We start from the raw sequence: 19389 nt of genomic DNA, 5'->3' as shown, positions 1-19389 counted from the left end.
GAGCACAACGTTCATCGCTCAACGTTGCATTCACCTGCGGAAGTAATAATGCCCTAAAACTCCATTAGTTTTATTGATTTATCTCAAACTAGGTCTGGTTATACAAAATAAGTCATCGAATTTAGAGCCAGCGGCTTTTTCGTAGCCACCACAGCACCGTTCCAATTAAAACGGCAAGTAATACGCAAAATACACTAAAAGCAAAACGAAATTCATTTCCAGGTATCCCGCCTAAATTAACGCCAAATAGCCCTGTCAAAAATGTTGTCGGTAAAAAAATCATCGCCATCAGTGACATCGTATAAATACGGCGATTCATCATCTCCGTCATCATATTAGTAATTTCATCAGAGATGATCGCGGTACGTGCAATAAAGCCATCCAAATCCTCGATACATCGGCCTAATCTATCTGAAATTTCTTGAAGTCTACGACGATCAGTATCATCCAACCAAAGTAACTTTTCTGCCGTTAGGCGAGATAACATATCTCTTTGTGGTGCCATGTAACGACGAACAACAATAATTTGCTTACGTAATAATGCTAATTCACCACGCTCAGGAATTTCGCCATTTAATATGACATCTTCAAGTTCAATCAAGCGTTCATGCAAAGAATCTGTGAAATCACTAATTTCATCTGTGATAGAATCTGCCACTTCAACAAGCCAATCACCTGTACTTTGTGCTCCCACCCCTTCTTTCAGATCATCAATAACAGAGTCCAACGAATTCACTTTACGGTGTCGGCTTGAAATAATAATGCGGTTATTGATAAATACACGGAATGCGACAAGTTGCTCTGGACGCTGCCCTGCATTGGTATTTAAGGTTTGTAATGTCAATAATATGCCATCACCAACTCGAATTAACCGCCAGCGCCCTGATTGTCCTGACAACGCCGATTTTACTTGGTCATTAAATAACTCAGATTGTTGGATCCAATTAAAACTTTTTGGATCTTTATAATCAAAATGAAGCCAAAATGGACATTGCTGCGTTGCACTCGCATTAACATCAATCGGAAGCAGGCCCCCATTTCCATTTAATTGAAATGCATGTACAGGATTTGAGTTTTCAAATAACGAACCATAAACCAACGCCATGCAATATCTCCCTTTTATAAATAATAAGTTATTTTTAATAGAATAGAGGAAATATTGCAATAATTTCAACGAAATGTTTGATAATGCTATTCACGTAGCTATTCATAGGTAATTAACGAAATCAACAAGATACAAAATATAACCAAATGAGCTTTAATAAAAAAAAAGCGCCATTTTTGTTAAATAAGCATCACTGATTTGACACAAACGAGCAATAAACTCGTCTATAAATTTTTTATGATAAAAGCGTAGTGTTTATTCCTTTTTGGTCCTCCTTCCCATTCTCCAGTGGGAGGAGTTTTTTTTAGAAAATACAATAAAACGGCCCATACACAATACAGGCCGCTAGTCACATCTAAGATTAATGCTTAATAATATAGAAACTGTGGCTATATGCTACATCTTCTGGATTTTCAATAGGATACCCTTTAAGCCACGGTTTAATTAACCGTGCGTTAGTATATTGATAAATCGGCGCAATAGGCGCTTCTTTCGCTAAAATAGCTTCTGCACTATTGTAATAACGGTTTCGCAATTGTGCATTGGTTTCTATACTTACAGAGTTCATCACTTGGTCATATTGCTGGCTATTAAACTTTGGAATATTACCGCTATGTTGTGATGTTAAAAGTGATAAAAATGTTGAAGGCTCATTAAAATCACCAATCCAAGATGCTCGGATAACATCAAAATCCCCTGTATTACGACTGTCGATGTACGTTTTCCATTCTTGATTCACTAATTTGACATTCACCCCTAATTTTTTCTTCCACATTGAAGCAATAGCGATGGCAATTTTTTGGTGATTTTCTGAACTGTTATACAATAAAGTCAGTTCTAAGGGATGGTTAAGCCCGAAACCCGCTTCTTGTAATAATGTTTTCGCCTGTTGATCTAATTCTTTTTGCGAATGGCTATTATAAAGTCCTTTTTCAGGTTTAAAACCATCCGTCACATCAGGTGTAAAATAGTAAGCAGGTTTTTCACCTGTTCCTAATACTTTACTCGCAATTAATTGTCTATCAATTGCCATTGATAACGCCTTTCTTACTCTCACATCATTTGTTGGCGCACGTTGTGTATTAAAAGCATAGTAATAAGTTCCTAATTGGTCAGGTGTAAACACTTCATTAGGAATATCTTGCAATAATTTTTGATAACGTTGTTTCGGGAATGACTCTGTAATATCTAAATCACCCGCTAAATAACGGTTTGTCGCATGGGACTCTTGGTTAATAGGAACAAATGTGACTTGGGTGATAACTGTATTTTTATGATCCCAATAATAAGGATTTGGGGTTAAAACAATTTTTTCATTTACGACGCGGTCAGCTAGCGTAAAAGCGCCATTACCGACTAAATTACCTACTTTAATCCAATCCGCCCCTAATTTTTCAATAGTCCCACGGTGAACTGGATATAAACTAAAATTTGCAGCTAAAGAGGGAAAATAAGGGACTGGCTTATTAAGCACAATTTTTAGTGTGTGTTTATCAACCGCTTCCACACCTAACTGCTCCACAGATAGTTTGCCATCAATAATATCTTGCGCATTATTAATCCCTGCCAATGCGGCAAACCACGCAAAAGGAGATGTATTTGCAGGTGCAACCAAACGCTGCCAACTGTAGACAAAATCATCGGCAGTTACAGGTTCACCATTTGACCAACGAGCATCTTGTCTGAGTGTAAATGTCCAAATACGGTTATCTGCAGTCTCCCATTTGAGTGCAACACCAGGAACAGGTTTGCCATGGCTATCTTGGTTCACTAAGCCTTCGAATAAATCACGCATGACTTGCGCTTCGGTCAACCCGACTGATTTAATAGGATCTAATGACGCGGGCTCATCTTTCAAATGGCGAGTTACGGTTTGGTTATCAGCTAAAATTGTCCCAGCTGGAATAATTGCGCTAATAGCCGGTGTAGTAAGAAAAAGTGAAGCTAACAATACAGCTAAAGGAGAGAATGAAGGTTTATGCATGTTATTTTCTATCTTTGTTAATATAAACGAAATCAGCTAAATGTTTAGCGACACAGTATTGAAAAGAGACTAACGCATTAACAGCACTACCGAATTTATCGTGGATACATCCATACAAAGTGGAATGTTTTCCTTTTTGCATCATATGCTTTCGTGTTTTAAAAATCCATACATCCAGTTTAATTTATGAATACAGTTACTGAATAACAAATTAATCTTTGGTACGATTTTTCAATAGATGGCTTACTTTAATTGTTATAGCCCTCTGATACATTCGCCCATCCCCTTATAATTGGGCTGATAAACTGATGATCACTAAAGAAACCGATACTTATAACCTTACTTTTGTTACACTCAATAACGTATTTTAAAAGACAATATAATAAAAAACGTAAACTCAGCTAGTGATTGTCAGTTATATAATCGCTGACTGTGAGAAACTAACTAGCCATACAAGTAACGTCCTTGCGCCGCATATACGTTAAGGTATACAGTTAGTTTTTCGGTATACAGTTTATTTTGGTCATTAATAGAATGTAAAACTCAAAGGTCTAATTTAGCCTGAATGAAAACCTTTTATCGCAAAGATTTTCCTTAAGAAACAGGTTAAGTTGGCACTGATATAACTTATAAACGGGAGAAAAATTCATGTCGCAAACAGTTAAATTAAAAGGTAATGATATCGCAGTTAATGGTGTTTTCTTGCAATCTGGCACAAAAGCAAAACCTTTTACTTTAGTCGCAAAAGATCTTAGTGAAGCCACATTAGAAACGTATGTTGGTAAACGCAAAGTATTAAATATTTTCCCAAGCGTGGATACCGGGGTTTGTGCGGCCTCTGTTCGTAAATTCAACCAACTTGCTAACGACCTTGATAACACAGTTGTTCTGTGCATTTCTGCTGACTTGCCTTTTGCTCAAGCACGTTTTTGTGGTGCTGAAGGCCTCGATAATGTCGTCACATTATCCACTTTCCGTAGCCCTTCTTTTGCTGATGATTATGGCGTTGCAATTGCAAGTGGCCCATTAAAAGGTTTAACTGCACGCTCTGTCGTTGTATTAGATGAAAATGACAAAGTCATTTATAGCCAATTAGTACCTGAAATTACTGAAGAACCTGACTACGATAACGCATTAAACAGCCTGAAATAAGCTTATTTGATTATCGAGCCTCTAACATAAAAAAGCGGGATAATTTCCCGCTTTTTTGTATCTCAATTTTATCTTTCAATAGTTATCACATTAATCAACATAAGCCCAATACAGTGGGTGGTGATTTTTAGCATTAACAACATTAACGAATAGCGGGTTACCTTTCATGTAACTAATCAATGTGTGGGATAACGTACTTAAGATTTTTAGCGCCTGATCCTGTGTAATAGGGCAACAAGATGTCAGAATATCAATAATCAAATCTCGGGGCTTATGGCCATTTTTAACCAAAACTTCCCATGTAAAACGATTTTTCTTCGCTAAGTATTTAACCGCAGCTTTATTCATTAAATAAAGCTCTGCTGCTGACGCCGCAGACTCAAACATATCATTTTTGTAATGGCATTGGGCCATATACTCGCGTAGCTTAAGATTAACAACAAAATTAATCGTGAATTGATCCATGGCAACTCCTTGTAGGCTAAACCCTATTAAATAAGATGAGAACCCAATACAGCAGCTGTCTATGTTATATAGCAGGAAAAATAGTCAACAAGCAAGGAGATTGCTCAAAGTTTACTCACGCAGGAAAGTTTAAAAGAGATAAACTGCAAAAATAAGCCGAAAAGATAGGTACCTTGCCCTTCTCCACTGACTCACCATTGTGTTATTGAAGATAAAATTAATCCATATGTTGAGTTATTGCTATCGTTGTACCTTGATTCTCTTGCGTAAATTGTAAGTGTGTCTCACCACCCTCGAACTCCTGAACAATATTTAATTTTTTATCGCCATCCCAACGGTAATTAATAGCAATGCATCCTTCTACTGGGCAAGGCATTGCCATATTTTTTTTGATGACTAACTTTTCAGCTAAGAATAACTGACCATCTTCAATTAACCCACTACGATAATGTTTATACGCTTCAGATAAAGAGCTTCCCGCAAAATAACACTTAGTCAAGGCTCCATTTTCATAGATTTCATCCATGGTTTGTTCTTCATCTTGGCAATATTTATTCAATCCATCATTTGGGATAGTTGTATTAGCCTGACTAGAAGCACTCGCACCCAAAAAAACTGTGGCAAATATAAACATTAAATATTTATTCATTTTATTTAATCTTGCTCTTTTTTTGCATTAAGGCCGTATTCTCGGAGTTTATTGGCAATTGCCGTATGAGAAATATCCAAACGTTTTGCTAATTTACGCGTGCTCGGGTAGTCACGATATAAACGTGATAACACCGACGCTTCATAGCGTTTAGTTATTTCATCCAGAGAACCATTCAATGAATCTAAAGCAAGCGTAGGTGTATTTACTACATCAGGCAATTGAATATTATCAGCCTCTAAAGTGTTACCTTCAAGCTCTGTTAGGCCTTGATACAACGCATTTCTTAATTGGCGGACATTACCAGGCCAATAATAACTACTTAAATATTCAATTAATGAAGGTGCTAATTTGGGTTCTGCGACATGTAATTCTTTTGAAAAATTAGCAACAAACGTTTTTGTTAATGGAAGTAGGTCTTCTTTTCGCTCACGAAGAGGCGGGATCGTCAGTGTTAATACATTTAAACGATAATAAAGATCTTCTCGGAATTTCTTTTCCGCGACAAGTGCAGGAAGGTTTTTCTGTGTCGCACAAATCACACGCACATTCACTTTCACTTCACGCTCTTCACCGACACGCCTAAAGGTTCCATCATTTAAAAAACGCAGTAACTTAATCTGCATTTGTGGTGACATTTCGGCAATTTCGTCCAGTAATACCGTACCGCCATTAGCTTGTTCAAAAAAACCTTTCTTCCCTTCGATCGCATTTGGGTATGCCCCTGCGGCGTAGCCAAATAACTCGCTTTCAACCACATCATCAGGCATTGAGGCGCAATTTAAGCCTAAAAATGGTTCTTTGCCCCTGGCACTGTATAAGTGACAAGCTTTAGCTAAAATATCCTTCCCTGTTCCTGTTTCTCCCACCAGCAACAATGGTTCATCCAACATCGCAATGCGTTTTGCACGTTCGACGACATTTGACATTACGGGGCTCACAGCAATGATTTGCTCAAATCCGCTATTATCCACGTCTACCACTTGCTGACGTTGCTTATCCAAAATAGCGGCCGACTTAAGCAGCAAAACAGCCCCTGTACAATGGGATTTACCCGCTTCATCCGCTAAAATAATTGGAGTGACCTGCATCAAATAGTCTTGGCCTTTGATCGTCACTTTTTCACTGTATGGCTCTGGAGATTCACGTTCAAACCAACGCACTAAACCATTATTTCCAACCAGCTGAGAAAACGTTTTTTCCCGTATTTTTGTTTCATCATAACCAAATAACTGCAATGTCATTGGATTAACCAATTCTATATTTAGCTTATTATCGATAGATAAAACCGCTTCAGGGAATGAATTCAGTAATGCCCAAACCGCTTTGTGTTCACGTTCTGATGGCATAAAAAAGATACGGCGAACATCAATCACGCCATTAATTCGACGTATTTCAGCCATCAACGAGCTAAATACTTGAAAATCGACAGGAGTAAAATTAAGGTAGATGCGACGCTGTGGGGATATTTCAATTCCTTTAAGATCAATATTTTGTAGAACTAAAAGATCCAGTAATTCACGCGTTAAACCAATTCGGTCTTGGCAAGTCACTTCGAGGCGCATGGGGGAGAACCTTATTAAAAAAGTCGATTTGATGGGCGTATTTTAACGTTAATCGCAATGAGAAGACAGTGTTTGTGTCACAAATTGTTGACACACTGTAACTCAATCAAATTTAACCGAATAAAATGGCACACACTGCCTATTTTTCATTCATTTTAGGAGGGGTTAACTATAATATTAATAAATAATGCTGCAGAGTGAGTAAAAACTGTCAACTCACCCTGCCATCGAAAAATCTTAGCTTTTTGCCTTTTTATTTGGAATAACGCTCTTTAACTGGCCAATTAACTGATGGCGAAAATCTGCAAGCCGTGGCTTATTTTCAATCCAAGGTAACGGGCGGCACAGTTCCATAGCCTTAATCCCTAAGCGCGCCGTTAATAACCCAGCGCCAATTCCTTGCGCCGCACGGGTAGATAGCCTCGCAGTAATATCTTGGGACAGCCAATCCATTCCAACTTCACGAATAAGTTCTGAAGCCCCCGCAAATGCAATATTTATCAACACCATACGAAACAATCGAATACGGCTATAATACCCTAACTCAATACCATAAATTGCCGCAATACGGTTAATTAATCGAATATTACGCCAAGCAATAAAAGCCATATCAACAATCGCTAATGGGCTCACCGCAATCATAATGGCGGATTCAGCACTACAGCGGCTAATTTCTTTTCGTGCTTGTTCGTCAAGGATTGGCTGAACCATCCGACTATATAATTCAACCACTTCGCGGTCATTATGCGAGTCATGTAGCATACTTTGCCAACGTTGAACTGCGGGATGTTGCGCAGACAATGCCGACTGTTTAGCCAATTTTACACAGAAATCTTTCCCCTTTCCCATGCCATGGCTATGCAGTAATTCACGAGCAAAATCCCGTTCCTCCGCACGTTCACGCAATTTATATAAACGACGCCATTCCCCGACAATAGAACCCACTCCTGCAATAACAATCAAGCCACCTGCCGATGCTGTGCCTAATGCTGTCCAATCTTGCATCACCCATGATTGATGGATCCAAATACCCAACTGAGCAACCACGCTAACAGCGAAGATCCCCGCAGCTGTCCCGATAAGCTTACGCCAAAAAGAACGCTTAGGTTTTAACGCTTCATTAATCAGGCTTTCAACTTCCCCATCTTGGGCTTCTTGCTCCGCGTCTAATTCGATAGGCGTAAAATTGTCAAATTCCTGATCATCAAAAACATGTGCTTGTTTCAGTTTTTCTGCATTTTCTTTGGTCATGCCATCAGCAAAATCAAGGCGTTGTTTTATTGGTTCATTCATTTTAGTTTATCTCCCAACAAAAATTCTAACGCGCTATCCATGCGTATATGGGGTAAGGGTTGATCAATCGGTGTTGGTTGTGGCCTAAAGTTTTCAAATTGAAAACCTTGCTGCTGCCAAAATTGTTCCGTCGGTAAACGTTTAGGCACTTCTCCAGGGTAAAACGTTAATGGTTGCCCATCGCTTAAACGGTCACCTTTCAATGCAGGCAACTTTTCTCCTTTATAATCCACAATGCCACTTTTTGTTGCTTGAATGGAAGCAAGCCCCATACAATCCATACTAATACCTTCAAATGCAGCATGTTGCCACGCTTCTTGTACCAATTGTTGCAGTAAAGACACTAAATTCGCATGTTGATCAGGTGTGACGTGGTCAGACTTGCTCGCAGCAAATAACAGCTTATCAATACATGGGGAAAATAAACGACGCAGTAACGTACGTTTCCCATAATGAAAACTACGCATTAATTGCGTCAGAGCCATCCGCATATCATTAAACGCTTCTGGCCCGCTATTTAATGGTTGCAAGCAATCAACAAGGACAATTTGACGATCAAACCGTTGAAAATAATCACGGTAAAACCCTTTTACCACATGTTCACAGTAATATTGATAACGCTGTTGTAATGCACCAAAGTTAGTATTCTTTCCTGCTTGAGCTAAGGTTTTTACCCCATATTTTGCCACATTTGGCCAAGGGAAAAATTGTAAGGCTGGAGCACCATCCAATTCTGCAGGTAAAACAAAGCGCCCTGGCTGAATAAAATGTTGCCCCTGTGCTTTGCATTCAACTAAATACTGCGTATAGGCTTTAGAAATTTCAGCCAGTAAATTTTCATCAACGGGCGCTAATGGGTCACATCGTTCGCATAGGGCTAACCAATCTTGGGCTAAATGCGCCCTTTTCCCCTTGATCAGTATATTCATTTGCTCTGACCAATCGATAAAACTGAGATCTAACATCGGCAGATCTAGCAACCATTCACCTGGGTAATCAACAATTTCTAAATATAGGGATGAATTATCAACAAAATGGCGCAAAAAAGAGTCATCAGAGCGATAATGTAATTTCAAACGAATTTCGCTGACACCACGGGTTGGTGTTGGCCACTCAGGGGGCTGCCCATATAAAGATGCAATGCCTTCATCATAAGCAAAACGTGGTACAGATAAATCACGGTGAGGTATGCGTTTTACACCCAACAACCGCTTGTCTCTTGCCGCTGAAAAAAGTGGCAAGCGAGCCCCTGTATTCACATTTAATAACTGATTAACCAGCGAAGTAATAAACGCAGTTTTACCACTACGACTTAGCCCCGTTACTGCCAGTCTGACATGACGATCAACGCTTCGGTTCATCAAGTCCGTCAATTCATTTTGCAGGCGTTTCATGCTCCTCCCGAGACTTACCGTTAGAAATTACGCTTAAACTTACTTATTATTTTGCGCAATAATTTGGCATAAAACAAACTGTATTAGCTTAAACGTTTGATGAGCCGGTTAATTATCCATTTGCTACTCAACAATTTGATGACTCTCCCTACCAAGCCTGCAGGGCCATATGTGAGTAAGAACACAAAAAGAAGCTTAAACGCTTTCGCTAAAATACGTTGCTTTGCATATTTTTTAATTTGCTGATGCGGTATGTTCGGCATCTTGCGTCCCCCTATTTCCTATACACAAAAATAAAAGGGATTTGGTCAAAACCTAACCCCTTTTTGTGATGGCTATGCAATGATTATAAATCGCGGAATTTACTGTTTACAGTATAGGTGTCTGAAGTGACATAACGCTCAATTTGGCGTAGTTTCATTTCACCTGATTTCAGTTGCATATCGATTTGATTAATCAAGCTGCTAACTTCAGGCCCAATGTCTTGTTCAGACCGATACCCACTTGGTGCGGTCTCCACCACAAAACACATAACAATATAAAGAATTAATGTGATACCAAAGCTCACAAATAAAGCCAATACGGCCAGAGCCCTGACCAACGCAACAGGTAATTCTAAATACTCCGCAATACCAGAACAGACACCACCAAACACGCGTCTGTCTGACAAACGGTAAAGTTTACGGTTGCGAAGTTGAGTCATTATTTTTGCCTCCAATTCGGGTGTTCTGCATCCAAAATATCTTCAAGTGTCTTAATACGTTGTTGCATACGTGAAGCTTGCTCAGCAAGTTGCATTAAACGCTGCACTTCATTTTCGGTTAGCTGGCTCCCCTGTCCGTTATTTTTTTTGCTGTAGTGCAACCACAACCAAACAGGCAGAACAAAAATAACAAAAATGATTAATACGAGAGACAGTAAAACGTAGCCCATCACATTTCCTTATCAATATGGTTAGTCTATTTGCCACTCTGGCACAAAACGCCAAAGTGGCAAAATACAATTACTGGTCTTTATTAATTTTAGCTTTAAGTGCCGCTAATTGTGCACTAATTTCATCATCAGCTTTAAGCTCAGCAAATTGCTGATCCAGTGATTTTTGTTTACCAATACCATAACTTTGCGCTTCACCTTCCATATGGTCAATACGGCGCTCAAACTGCTCAAAACGAGCCATTGCTTCATCCATTTTACCACTGTCTAATTGACGGCGGACATTACGGCTAGATTGTGCAGCTTCCATTCGAACTACCATAGATTGCTGCTTCGCACGCGTCTCTTGCAATTTATTTTCTAACTCTGAAATTTCGCCTTTTAAGCGAGTCAATGTTTCATCAACAATAATCAGTTCATGTTTTAATGTATCAACCATTGCACTGACTTTTTGTTTTTCAATTAACGCCGCACGCGCTAAATCTTCTTTGTCCTTCACCAGAGCTAATTCAGCTTTTTCTTGCCAATCAGCAACTTGTTTTTCACCCATTTCGATACGGCGTTCTAAGCCTTTTTTCTCTGCTAACGTTCGTGCAGACGTTGAACGAATTTCAACTAACATGTCTTCCATTTCCTGAATCATCAGGCGGATCATTTTTTGCGGATCTTCAGCTTTATCTAGCAGTGAAGCGATATTTGCATTAATGATGTCGGCAAAACGTGAAAAAATACCCATTATTTATTTCCTCTTGATGGATTTATCATTTCTGTAGCGCCTGACCTGATGTGGCTTCCAGCCAATCTGACGCTCCGTAAGTGAAACAATTTATTTTATGATACTCAATCTTTGGTGCATCTTTCTTGCTACTTCTTACCTATAACATAGCAACCTACGTGCCAACTTTTTAAAGTTCAAATAATTAGTTGATTTTATTATGTTTAATAAAAGGTCTTTACATCAAGCAGGTTTCGTTTATAGTTAAAATATCGGTCAAATAAACCAATTATTGGTAAATATAACCATGAAACAGACTAATGATACGATCCTCGGTGTTTCCAGTAATTTTTTAGATGTTCTCGAGCAAACATCTGAACTTGCCCAATTAAACAAACCTGTGCTCGTCATTGGTGAACGTGGTACAGGTAAAGAATTGATAGCAGACCGCTTACATTACCTTTCTCCCCGTTGGCAAGAAGCCTTTATCTCTCTCAATTGCAGTGGACTCAATGAGAATTTACTGGATTCTGAACTATTCGGCCACGAAGCAGGTTCATTTACGGGTGCACAAAAGCGCCATCAAGGGCGTTTTGAACGCGCAGACAAAGGCTCATTATTCCTTGATGAGCTCGCTACTGCGCCAATGTCAGTGCAAGAAAAGCTATTAAGAGTGATCGAATACGGTGAATTAGAACGTGTTGGGGGGAGCCAATCTCTGCGAGTTGATGTGCGTTTGATTTGTGCGACCAATGCCAATTTACCTGAGCTCGCCAAACAAGGCAGATTTCGTGCCGATTTGCTCGATAGGCTTGCATTTGATGTTATCCGTATTCCTCCCCTACGCGAACGTCAGCCAGATATCTTATTATTAGCAGAACACTTTGCCATTTTAATGTGTGGGGAGTTAAAACGTTCGCATTTTACGGGATTTACGCCTGATGCAGAGCAAGCGTTATTGCAATACCCTTGGCCAGGAAATGTGCGAGAATTGAAAAATGTCATTGAGCGTTCCGTATACCGCCATGGAGATCAAGCAGCTCCCGTCAACTCCATTATTTTTAATCCCTTTGGCGAAAAGCTAGCTGAGTTACATGAGGCTCCCACTAGCAAAGTTGATGTCGTGCCCGCACATTGCACTCTGCCAACACTCCCTTGTGATTTGCGACAATGGCAGCAACAGACTGAAAAACAGCTACTTGAGCGTGCTCTCATTGCGAGCCACTACAATCAACGCAAAGCTGCCCAATCCCTATCCTTAAGCTATGATCAGTTGCGAGGATTGGTAAAAAAACATCAAATTGAAAATGAATAGATATACCTAAAACAATATTCAACGATATTGTTTTAGGTATTTACTTGCCTTATTTTTTAATTAACATTCAGCGAATGTTTTTTCTTACTAAATATTTCAGTTCTTTCAGTGTTTCTATTAATGTAATTACGTATTTTCTCATAATAACAAATTATTATCCGACATTTATTGAATGTACGATTATTCACTTTTTATTTTACATCTTAATGGGAATATAATATTTATATAGTTCTATAACTAAAATTTATTGACCAATTAAAAATTAACAATGAAAATCAACATTAAGAAAACATTAGAACTTCATTTATCTAAATTTGTTTTACCAAAATAATTTATAATTTTATTTTTAATAATTTATTCAAAGAAAAAAATCATGTGGATATAAAATACTTTCTTAAATCTTTTTATTTATTTTTACACATTGACATAATTATCCACAACAAAAAATATATTTATATGGTATTTATATTAATACTATTGCATAGCACAAGGAGCTTATTATGAAAAAACTAAACATATTTGCTATCCCTTGGTTGCTCCTAGGGGCGTCGGCTATGACCCATGCCGAATCATTGATGCGTACATTTAGCTATTGCGATGCTTCTTTTTTTAAAAAAATAAATGAATACCCTGTACTTGAAGATATTTCAAAAACACTAAAACATACAAATATTAACGATAGCCCTTCACTTTCAGTTGACCTTCATTTTTCGCCAACAGGCATTGTCACCTTTAACCGTTTTTTTGTTAGCCACAGTGACTTTGATAAGTATGATAATTTTACTTATATGGGTATGCGTGGGCAGTATTATTTTTGGGGATTTGAAACAACACAAAGTCTTGATGAAGTTATCCGCTATACTTCCTCAAAAATTAGCATTCTAAAAATAGGCAATAGCTATATTTATGCACCAATGATTAGGCACAGTTTAGACGAAAAATGGGTATTTAATGAATATGCAGCTCAAAACTATCGGTTAAAACCTTATGCCGCGGAAAAAATGATGATTATCGAGAAAGATGAAAAACGTGGTGTTGTCCGCTTTTTATGTACACTACAAGGTAATGTTACAGAAGATGATTTAAAATTTGTTGGTTTAGACAAACCTACTCAGCCATAATAGTCATAAAATGACAAACCGTCGCCTTTCCTTATAAAAAGTGCAAAAAAAAGCCAGCACCCAAGCTGGCTATCAAATAAAACACTGGAAGCAATGTGAGCAATGTCATGCCTTGTCACTGTAAGTATACACCTAAGTGACAAAGCGAATGATAATAGTTATCAGTGCCATTTGTAAAGCTTTTTAATGCGATTTTTTCTCATTCAGACATACTTCAATGATAAACATCATAATTTTATTATTATCCGCTTTATCTTGATTGCTTTTCGTTCAGCGTTAACGTCAAATTTTTGCTTATACCCTGTTTGCTCTTTTTTACGCTACAATAGGTCAACTCAGGTTAACGATATCAGTGTTATGCGCCGACTAACTCTTTGCTTTTTATTTCTCATTCTTACATCTGCCAATGCGCTCAGTAACCAAGAGCGTTTTACAGATATTGTCGCTAATGAAGTCCCTGCAGATATTCGCCAGAAAGGTTTCATTTACTGTGTGAATGGGATTGTGACAACTTTTAACCCTCAACTCGTCAGTAGTGGGTTAATCGTTGATCCACTAGGCGCACAAATTTATGACCGCTTACTGGATGTCGACCCATTTACATACCGCCTTATTCCAGAACTCGCTGAGCGCTGGGAAGTGTTTGATAATGGCGCGACCTATCGTCTTTACCTAAGAAAAGATGTTAAGTTCCAAGAAACACCTTGGTTTACTCCTTCACGCAATATGAACGCTGATGATGTAGTTTTTAGCTTTGCTCGGATGTTTGAAGTTAACCATCCTTATCATTATATTAATGGTGGTCGTTATCCTTACTTTGATAGCCTGCAATTTGCCAGCAGTGTGCAAAGCATTCGCAAAATTAATAATTACACCGTGGAATTTCGCCTAAATTCCCCTGATGCATCATTCTTATGGCATTTAGCAACTCACTACGCCCCCATTCTCTCTGCCCAATATGCTGACTCGCTATCAAGTGTTAATCGCCAAGAATTGATTGATTGGCGCCCCATTGGTACAGGACCATTTAAGCTAGATGACTACCAAGCAGGCCAATTTGTTCGCTTGCTAAGAAATGATCATTACTGGAAAGGCCAACCACGTATGGAAGAAGTCGTGGTCGATATGGGTGCTGGAGGCACAGGGCGTATTTCGAAGCTGCTCACAGGGGAGTGTGATGTGTTAGCTTACCCTGCAGCGAGTCAACTAAAAGTCCTACGAGATGACCCTCGCCTGCGAATCTCTATGCGTTCAGGGATGAATATTGCCTATTTGGCGTTTAATACAAGCAAGCCGCCGCTGGATCAACTCAAAGTTCGTCAAGCGATTGCTTACGCCATTAATAATGAGCGACTAATGCAATCGATTTATTATGGCACCGCAGAAACAGCAGCATCTATCTTACCTCGTGCATCTTGGGCTTATGATAACCAAGCGAAAATTACAGATTACAACCCTGAACTTTCCAAGCAAATGCTACAAGATATGGGGTTAGAAAATCTGAAATTAGATTTGTGGGTGCCTATTGCCTCACAATCATATAATCCAAGCCCCTTAAAAATGGCAGAGCTTATTCAAGCAGACTTAGCCCAAGTTGGCATCACCATGAATATCCGCTCAGTAGAAGGCCGCTTCCAAGAGAATCAGCTAATGGATAGAACTCACGACATGACATTAGCCGGTTGGACAACAGACAGTAACGACCCAGATAGTTTTTTCCGCCCGCTACTCAGTTGTGCAGCAATTGGTTCACAAACTAACTTAAGTCATTGGTGTAACCCCATATTTGATGAAGTTCTGCATAAAGCACTACTGACTCAACAATTAGCCTCACGGATTGATTACTACCACCAAGCCCAGCAAATTTTAGGTGAGGACTTACCTATTTTACCGTTAGCCTATTCATTGCGATTACAAGCCTATCGTTATGATATGAAAGGGCTCGTGATCAGTGCCTTTGGTAATACTTCATTTGCAGGGGTATATCGTGAAATGGAACAAAAACCGAAAGTGGCACCGAAAAAACAAGGGGGGCAACCATGATTATTTACTCATTGCGCCGCTTTTTGTTATTACTGGTTACCGTCTTCTTTTTGTCATTGGTCAGTTTTAGCTTGAGCTACTTCACCCCTAATGCCCCGCTCAGCGGTGCCTCACTCTTAGATGCCTATATTTTCTACTTTGACGGTTTATTGCACTTTGATTTTGGTGTGTCCAGTATCAATGGTGAACCTATTACCGAACAACTTAAAGACACATTTCCTGCCACCATGGAATTGTGTATTTTGGCATTTATTTTTGCTTTAACAACAGGCATCCCCCTTGGCATTATTGCGGCATTTTGGCGTAACAAACCCGCAGATATTGCCATTAGTGTGTTTGCCTTACTGGGTTTTTCCGTTCCTGTATTTGTTTTAGCCCTTGTACTGACTTTATTTTTCTCATTACATCTTGGTTGGCTTCCTGTTTCAGGTCGTATCGACCTATTGTATAACCTAAAGCCAGTCACTGGTTTTGCACTAATTGATGCATGGCTCTCTGAATCACCTTATCGTAAAGACATGATAATCAATGTGTTAGAACATATGATTTTGCCTGTGCTCACTCTGGCATTAGCGCCAACGACTGAAGTCATTCGCTTAGTGAGAAACAGCACTGAGGAAATTGCGAGTGAAAACTATATCAAAGCTGCGGCTATCCGCGGGCTGTCGCGCCTTAAAATAATTCGCCGTCATATTTTTCATAATGCTATTCCCCCTATAATACCAAAGCTTGGCCTGCAATTTTCCACTATGCTTACACTCACCATGGTCACTGAATTAGTATTTAACTGGCCAGGGCTTGGACGCTGGCTTGTCACGGCTATCCGACAAGAAGACTACTCTGCTATTTCTGCAGGTGTTATGTTAATTGGTGCACTCGTCATTACTGTCAACGTGTTATCCGATATTTTAGGCGCGATGATGGACCCGTTAAAACATAAGGATTGGTATGTCCTCAGATAATTTTTATCGTGAACAGAAAATGCCATCCCCTGCACGGGTGGTATGGAATTTATTTTCATCAGACATTGTTTCGATGGTCGGCTTTTTTGGTGTGCTATTTTTGCTTATTCTGTGTTTTATCGGTCCTTATCTCGCACCTTACGCCTTAGATCAACAATTTTTAGGGTATCAATTAACGCCGCCCTCGTGGTCACATTACGGTGAAGTTGCCTTCTTCTTCGGCACAGATGATCTTGGGCGTGATATTTTAAGTCGCTTATTAATTGGGACTAAATCAACTTTTGGCTCTGCAATCCTTGTCACTTTTATTGCCACTGTTATCGGTTTAGTTCTAGGCTGCCTTGCAGGAATGACGAAAGGGTTAAAATCGGCCGTATTTAATCATATCCTCGACACTCTCTTATCTATCCCATCGTTACTGTTAGCGATTATTGTTGTCGCATTTATGGGAGCAAGTCTTGAAAATGCCATGTTGGCCATCTGCCTTGCATTAATACCGCGAATGGTAAGAACAATTTACGTTGCGGTGCATGATGAGTTAGACAAAGAATATATCGTTGCTGCCCGCCTTGATGGTGCATCTAACATTTTCATTTTGTGGTATACCGTATTACCGAATATTACCCCTATCTTAGTCACGGAATTAACCCGAGCGCTATCTATCGCTATTCTTGATATTGCCGCTTTAGGTTTTTTAGATTTAGGCGCACAGTTACCCTCTTCGGAATGGGGAGCCATGCTAGGTGATACCTTAGAATTGATTTATGTTGCCCCTTGGACAGTAATTTTACCCGGGGTCGCTATCATGGTAAGTGTTTTATTTGTAAACTTACTGGGTGACGGATTACACCGAGCCATCAATGCGGGGGTTGAATAATGCCGCTCTTAGACATCCGCAATTTAACAATTGAGTTTATGACTGCCAACGGCCCTGTTAAAGCCGTTGACCGTGTCTCTATGACACTTTCTGAAGGTGAAATTCGCGGTTTAGTCGGTGAGTCTGGCTCAGGGAAAAGCTTGATTGCCAAAGCCATTTGTGGCGTAACAAAAGATAACATCCGCGTTACTGCCGACCGCTTTCGCTTCCAAGATATTGACTTATTAAAGCTTAGCCCTCGCAAGCGTCGTAAGTTAATTGGCCACAATATTTCGATGATATTCCAAGAACCACAATCGTGCTTAGACCCTGCAGCGGACATAGGTAAACAGCTCATTCAATCCATTCCTGGTTGGACTTATAAAGGCCGCTGGTGGCAACGTTTTAACTGGCGAAAACGTCGTGCAATTGAGCTTTTACATCGGGTTGGTATTAAAGATCATAAAGATATCATGCACAGCTATCCTTATGAGCTAACAGATGGTGAGTGCCAAAAAGTCATGATAGCGATTGCTATCGCTAACCAACCTCGTTTGTTAATTGCAGATGAACCCACAAATGCCATGGAATCCACTACACAGGCACAAATTTTCCGGCTGCTAGATAAGTTGAATCAAAATAATAACATGGGGATTTTGCTAATCAGTCATGATATGGAAATGATGTCAAAATTAGTAGACCGCATTAATGTTTTATATTGTGGGCAAACCGTGGAAAGTGCAACACCTGAAGATATCTTACAGCGACCACGCCACCCTTATACCCAAGCTTTAATCCGTTCTATCCCTGATTTTGAAAGCCCAATTCCCCATAAAGGCCGTTTAAATACCTTGCCTGGCGCAATTCCATCATTAGAACATTTACCTATTGGCTGCCGGCTAGGGCCACGTTGTCCTTATGCACAGCGTACCTGTATTGAAGCTCCACAGCTACGTAATATCAAAAACCATTTAGTGGCTTGCCATTACCCACTCAATACTGAGGAGCAACCCTAATGGAAACGTTATTAGAAGTCCGTAATCTAACGAAAACCTTTCGGTTTCGTGAGGGTTTGTTTCACCGCCACGAACTGCAAGCCGTTAAGCCGATTAGCTTTAATTTACAAGCAGGCCAGACCCTTGCAATTATTGGGGCTAATGGTTCAGGAAAATCAACGTTAGCCCGGATGCTCTCTGGGGTTGTAGAACCCACCAGCGGAGATATTATGATCCGCGGGCAGCGTCTAAATTTTGGTGATTATAGTTACCGTAGTCAACGTATCCGTATGATCTTCCAAGACCCTAGTACCTCCCTGAACCCTCGACAACGTATCGGCCAAACTTTGGAGTTACCGTTAAAGCTAAATACAGATTTAACAGGTATAGAGCGTGAAAGACGAATTATCCAAACGTTGCGCCAAGTCGGATTGTTAGCAGATCACGCAGAATATTACCCACATATGCTAGCGTCAGGGCAAAAACAACGTATCGCCCTTGCTCGCGCGCTTATTTTACAACCCGAAATTATCGTGGCGGATGAAGCACTGGCCTCACTTGATATGTCCATGCGCTCACAAATTATTAACTTAATGTTAGACTTACAAGCCAAACATGACATCGCTTATATCTATGTAACTCAACACCTTGGGATGATGAAACATATTAGCGATAAAATGCTTGTGATGGATAAAGGTGAAGTTGTGGAGCGAGGCAATACAGCTGAAGTACTTGCCGCTCCACTTCACGACGTGACCCGTCGTTTAATTGAAAGCCACTTTGGCGAACCTCTGTCAATTGATGCGTGGCGGCAAGACCTGTAATTATTTATTTTGGAAATA

19 protein-coding genes are annotated in these 19389 nt (G+C 39.7%); 8 read left to right on the top strand and 11 right to left on the bottom strand.

Annotated features, from left to right (window positions below):
- Nucleotides 1–121: 121 nt before the first annotated feature.
- Both zntB and KDJ85_RS02075 read right to left on the bottom strand, forming a co-directional pair.
- Entirely contained in the window at nt 122–1105 is a 984-nt protein-coding gene (gene zntB, locus KDJ85_RS02080; RefSeq protein WP_225818266.1) for a zinc transporter ZntB, read from the bottom strand.
- A 361-nt stretch (nt 1106–1466) separates the two neighbouring features.
- The gene (locus KDJ85_RS02075; protein ID WP_225818265.1) at nt 1467–3089 is read right to left on the bottom strand and encodes a peptide ABC transporter substrate-binding protein; all 1623 of its coding nucleotides are present in this window, start codon (nt 3087–3089) and stop codon (nt 1467–1469) included.
- 648 nt (nt 3090–3737) lie between these two features.
- Between KDJ85_RS02075 and tpx the strand changes: the two genes are divergently transcribed.
- Nucleotides 3738–4241, top strand: a complete 504-nt coding sequence (tpx, locus tag KDJ85_RS02070; RefSeq protein ID WP_225818264.1) for a thiol peroxidase — start codon at nt 3738–3740, stop codon at nt 4239–4241.
- A gap of 90 nt (nt 4242–4331) precedes the next feature.
- Here tpx and KDJ85_RS02065 read toward each other — a convergent pair whose 3' ends face one another.
- The 9 genes from KDJ85_RS02065 to pspA form a co-directional block, all read right to left on the bottom strand.
- Nucleotides 4332–4706, bottom strand: coding sequence for an ATP-binding protein (locus KDJ85_RS02065; protein ID WP_225818263.1), 375 nt, complete (start codon nt 4704–4706; stop codon nt 4332–4334).
- Nucleotides 4707–4923: 217 nt separating this feature from the next.
- On the bottom strand, nt 4924–5355 hold the full coding sequence (locus tag KDJ85_RS02060; RefSeq protein ID WP_225818262.1) for a hypothetical protein: 432 nt from the start codon (nt 5353–5355) through the stop codon (nt 4924–4926).
- Nucleotides 5356–5360: 5 nt separating this feature from the next.
- Nucleotides 5361–6920 (bottom strand): transcriptional regulator TyrR, encoded by a 1560-nt coding sequence (gene tyrR / locus KDJ85_RS02055; protein WP_225818261.1) that lies wholly within the window; start codon nt 6918–6920, stop codon nt 5361–5363.
- A gap of 237 nt (nt 6921–7157) precedes the next feature.
- Nucleotides 7158–8213 carry a YcjF family protein gene (locus tag KDJ85_RS02050; RefSeq protein ID WP_225818260.1) on the bottom strand — a complete coding sequence of 352 codons (1056 nt, stop codon included), beginning with the start codon at nt 8211–8213 and terminating at the stop codon, nt 7158–7160.
- A complete protein-coding gene (locus KDJ85_RS02045) occupies nt 8210–9607 on the bottom strand; it encodes a YcjX family GTP-binding protein (protein WP_225818259.1) in 1398 nt (465 codons plus the stop codon). Before KDJ85_RS02045 ends, KDJ85_RS02050 begins: the two co-directional genes overlap by 4 nt.
- Nucleotides 9608–9690: 83 nt before the next feature.
- Complete coding sequence (locus KDJ85_RS02040) at nt 9691–9870, bottom strand: hypothetical protein (RefSeq protein ID WP_225818258.1); 180 nt, start codon at nt 9868–9870, stop codon at nt 9691–9693.
- 83 nt (nt 9871–9953) lie between these two features.
- Nucleotides 9954–10310 (bottom strand): envelope stress response membrane protein PspC, encoded by a 357-nt coding sequence (pspC, locus tag KDJ85_RS02035; protein ID WP_206084066.1) that lies wholly within the window; start codon nt 10308–10310, stop codon nt 9954–9956.
- Nucleotides 10310–10540 carry an envelope stress response membrane protein PspB gene (pspB, locus tag KDJ85_RS02030; protein ID WP_206084065.1) on the bottom strand — a complete coding sequence of 77 codons (231 nt, stop codon included), beginning with the start codon at nt 10538–10540 and terminating at the stop codon, nt 10310–10312. The genes pspC and pspB overlap by 1 nt, the downstream gene beginning before the upstream one ends.
- 70 nt (nt 10541–10610) lie before the next feature.
- Complete coding sequence (pspA, locus tag KDJ85_RS02025) at nt 10611–11276, bottom strand: phage shock protein PspA (RefSeq protein WP_206084064.1); 666 nt, start codon at nt 11274–11276, stop codon at nt 10611–10613.
- Between the two features lie 286 nt (nt 11277–11562).
- On the opposite strand from pspA, the gene pspF reads away from it, so the two are divergent.
- The 7 genes from pspF to sapF all read left to right on the top strand — a co-directional run bounded on the left by pspF (nt 11563) and on the right by sapF (nt 19371).
- Entirely contained in the window at nt 11563–12570 is a 1008-nt protein-coding gene (gene pspF / locus KDJ85_RS02020) for a phage shock protein operon transcriptional activator (protein ID WP_225818257.1), read from the top strand.
- Nucleotides 12571–13070: 500 nt separating this feature from the next.
- On the top strand, nt 13071–13691 hold the full coding sequence (locus tag KDJ85_RS02015) for a hypothetical protein (protein WP_225818256.1): 621 nt from the start codon (nt 13071–13073) through the stop codon (nt 13689–13691).
- Nucleotides 13692–14048: 357 nt separating this feature from the next.
- Entirely contained in the window at nt 14049–15734 is a 1686-nt protein-coding gene (sapA, locus tag KDJ85_RS02010) for an ABC transporter substrate-binding protein SapA (protein WP_225818255.1), read from the top strand.
- On the top strand, nt 15731–16696 hold the full coding sequence (gene sapB, locus KDJ85_RS02005; protein ID WP_206084060.1) for a putrescine export ABC transporter permease SapB: 966 nt from the start codon (nt 15731–15733) through the stop codon (nt 16694–16696). The genes sapA and sapB overlap by 4 nt, the downstream gene beginning before the upstream one ends.
- Entirely contained in the window at nt 16683–17573 is an 891-nt protein-coding gene (sapC, locus tag KDJ85_RS02000; protein WP_225818254.1) for a putrescine export ABC transporter permease SapC, read from the top strand. The genes sapB and sapC overlap by 14 nt, the downstream gene beginning before the upstream one ends.
- Complete coding sequence (sapD, locus tag KDJ85_RS01995; RefSeq protein WP_206084058.1) at nt 17573–18568, top strand: putrescine export ABC transporter ATP-binding protein SapD; 996 nt, start codon at nt 17573–17575, stop codon at nt 18566–18568. Before sapC ends, sapD begins: the two co-directional genes overlap by 1 nt.
- The gene (sapF, locus tag KDJ85_RS01990) at nt 18568–19371 is read left to right on the top strand and encodes a putrescine export ABC transporter ATP-binding protein SapF (RefSeq protein WP_206084057.1); all 804 of its coding nucleotides are present in this window, start codon (nt 18568–18570) and stop codon (nt 19369–19371) included. The genes sapD and sapF overlap by 1 nt, the downstream gene beginning before the upstream one ends.
- Nucleotides 19372–19389: the final 18 nt, after the last annotated feature.

It is taken from the genome of Providencia vermicola (assembly GCF_020381325.1).
GTDB lineage: Bacteria > Pseudomonadota > Gammaproteobacteria > Enterobacterales > Enterobacteriaceae > Providencia > Providencia vermicola.
Note: the sequence above shows the minus strand (reverse complement) of the source record. Positions and strands in the feature narration are given on the sequence as shown.

What these genes read in the sequence shown, in the direction of transcription:
- zntB (WP_225818266.1), bottom strand. Translation starts at nt 1,105, where the DNA reads ATGGCGTTGGTTTATGGTTCGTTATTTGAAAACTCAAATCCTGTACAT.
- KDJ85_RS02075 (WP_225818265.1), bottom strand. Translation starts at nt 3,089, where the DNA reads ATGCATAAACCTTCATTCTCTCCTTTAGCTGTATTGTTAGCTTCACTT.
- tpx (WP_225818264.1), top strand. Translation starts at nt 3,738, where the DNA reads ATGTCGCAAACAGTTAAATTAAAAGGTAATGATATCGCAGTTAATGGT.
- KDJ85_RS02065 (WP_225818263.1), bottom strand. Translation starts at nt 4,706, where the DNA reads ATGGATCAATTCACGATTAATTTTGTTGTTAATCTTAAGCTACGCGAG.
- KDJ85_RS02060 (WP_225818262.1), bottom strand. Translation starts at nt 5,355, where the DNA reads ATGAATAAATATTTAATGTTTATATTTGCCACAGTTTTTTTGGGTGCG.
- tyrR (WP_225818261.1), bottom strand. Translation starts at nt 6,920, where the DNA reads ATGCGCCTCGAAGTGACTTGCCAAGACCGAATTGGTTTAACGCGTGAA.
- KDJ85_RS02050 (WP_225818260.1), bottom strand. Translation starts at nt 8,213, where the DNA reads ATGAATGAACCAATAAAACAACGCCTTGATTTTGCTGATGGCATGACC.
- KDJ85_RS02045 (WP_225818259.1), bottom strand. Translation starts at nt 9,607, where the DNA reads ATGAAACGCCTGCAAAATGAATTGACGGACTTGATGAACCGAAGCGTT.
- KDJ85_RS02040 (WP_225818258.1), bottom strand. Translation starts at nt 9,870, where the DNA reads ATGCCGAACATACCGCATCAGCAAATTAAAAAATATGCAAAGCAACGT.
- pspC (WP_206084066.1), bottom strand. Translation starts at nt 10,310, where the DNA reads ATGACTCAACTTCGCAACCGTAAACTTTACCGTTTGTCAGACAGACGC.
- pspB (WP_206084065.1), bottom strand. Translation starts at nt 10,540, where the DNA reads ATGGGCTACGTTTTACTGTCTCTCGTATTAATCATTTTTGTTATTTTT.
- pspA (WP_206084064.1), bottom strand. Translation starts at nt 11,276, where the DNA reads ATGGGTATTTTTTCACGTTTTGCCGACATCATTAATGCAAATATCGCT.
- pspF (WP_225818257.1), top strand. Translation starts at nt 11,563, where the DNA reads ATGAAACAGACTAATGATACGATCCTCGGTGTTTCCAGTAATTTTTTA.
- KDJ85_RS02015 (WP_225818256.1), top strand. Translation starts at nt 13,071, where the DNA reads ATGAAAAAACTAAACATATTTGCTATCCCTTGGTTGCTCCTAGGGGCG.
- sapA (WP_225818255.1), top strand. Translation starts at nt 14,049, where the DNA reads ATGCGCCGACTAACTCTTTGCTTTTTATTTCTCATTCTTACATCTGCC.
- sapB (WP_206084060.1), top strand. Translation starts at nt 15,731, where the DNA reads ATGATTATTTACTCATTGCGCCGCTTTTTGTTATTACTGGTTACCGTC.
- sapC (WP_225818254.1), top strand. Translation starts at nt 16,683, where the DNA reads ATGTCCTCAGATAATTTTTATCGTGAACAGAAAATGCCATCCCCTGCA.
- sapD (WP_206084058.1), top strand. Translation starts at nt 17,573, where the DNA reads ATGCCGCTCTTAGACATCCGCAATTTAACAATTGAGTTTATGACTGCC.
- sapF (WP_206084057.1), top strand. Translation starts at nt 18,568, where the DNA reads ATGGAAACGTTATTAGAAGTCCGTAATCTAACGAAAACCTTTCGGTTT.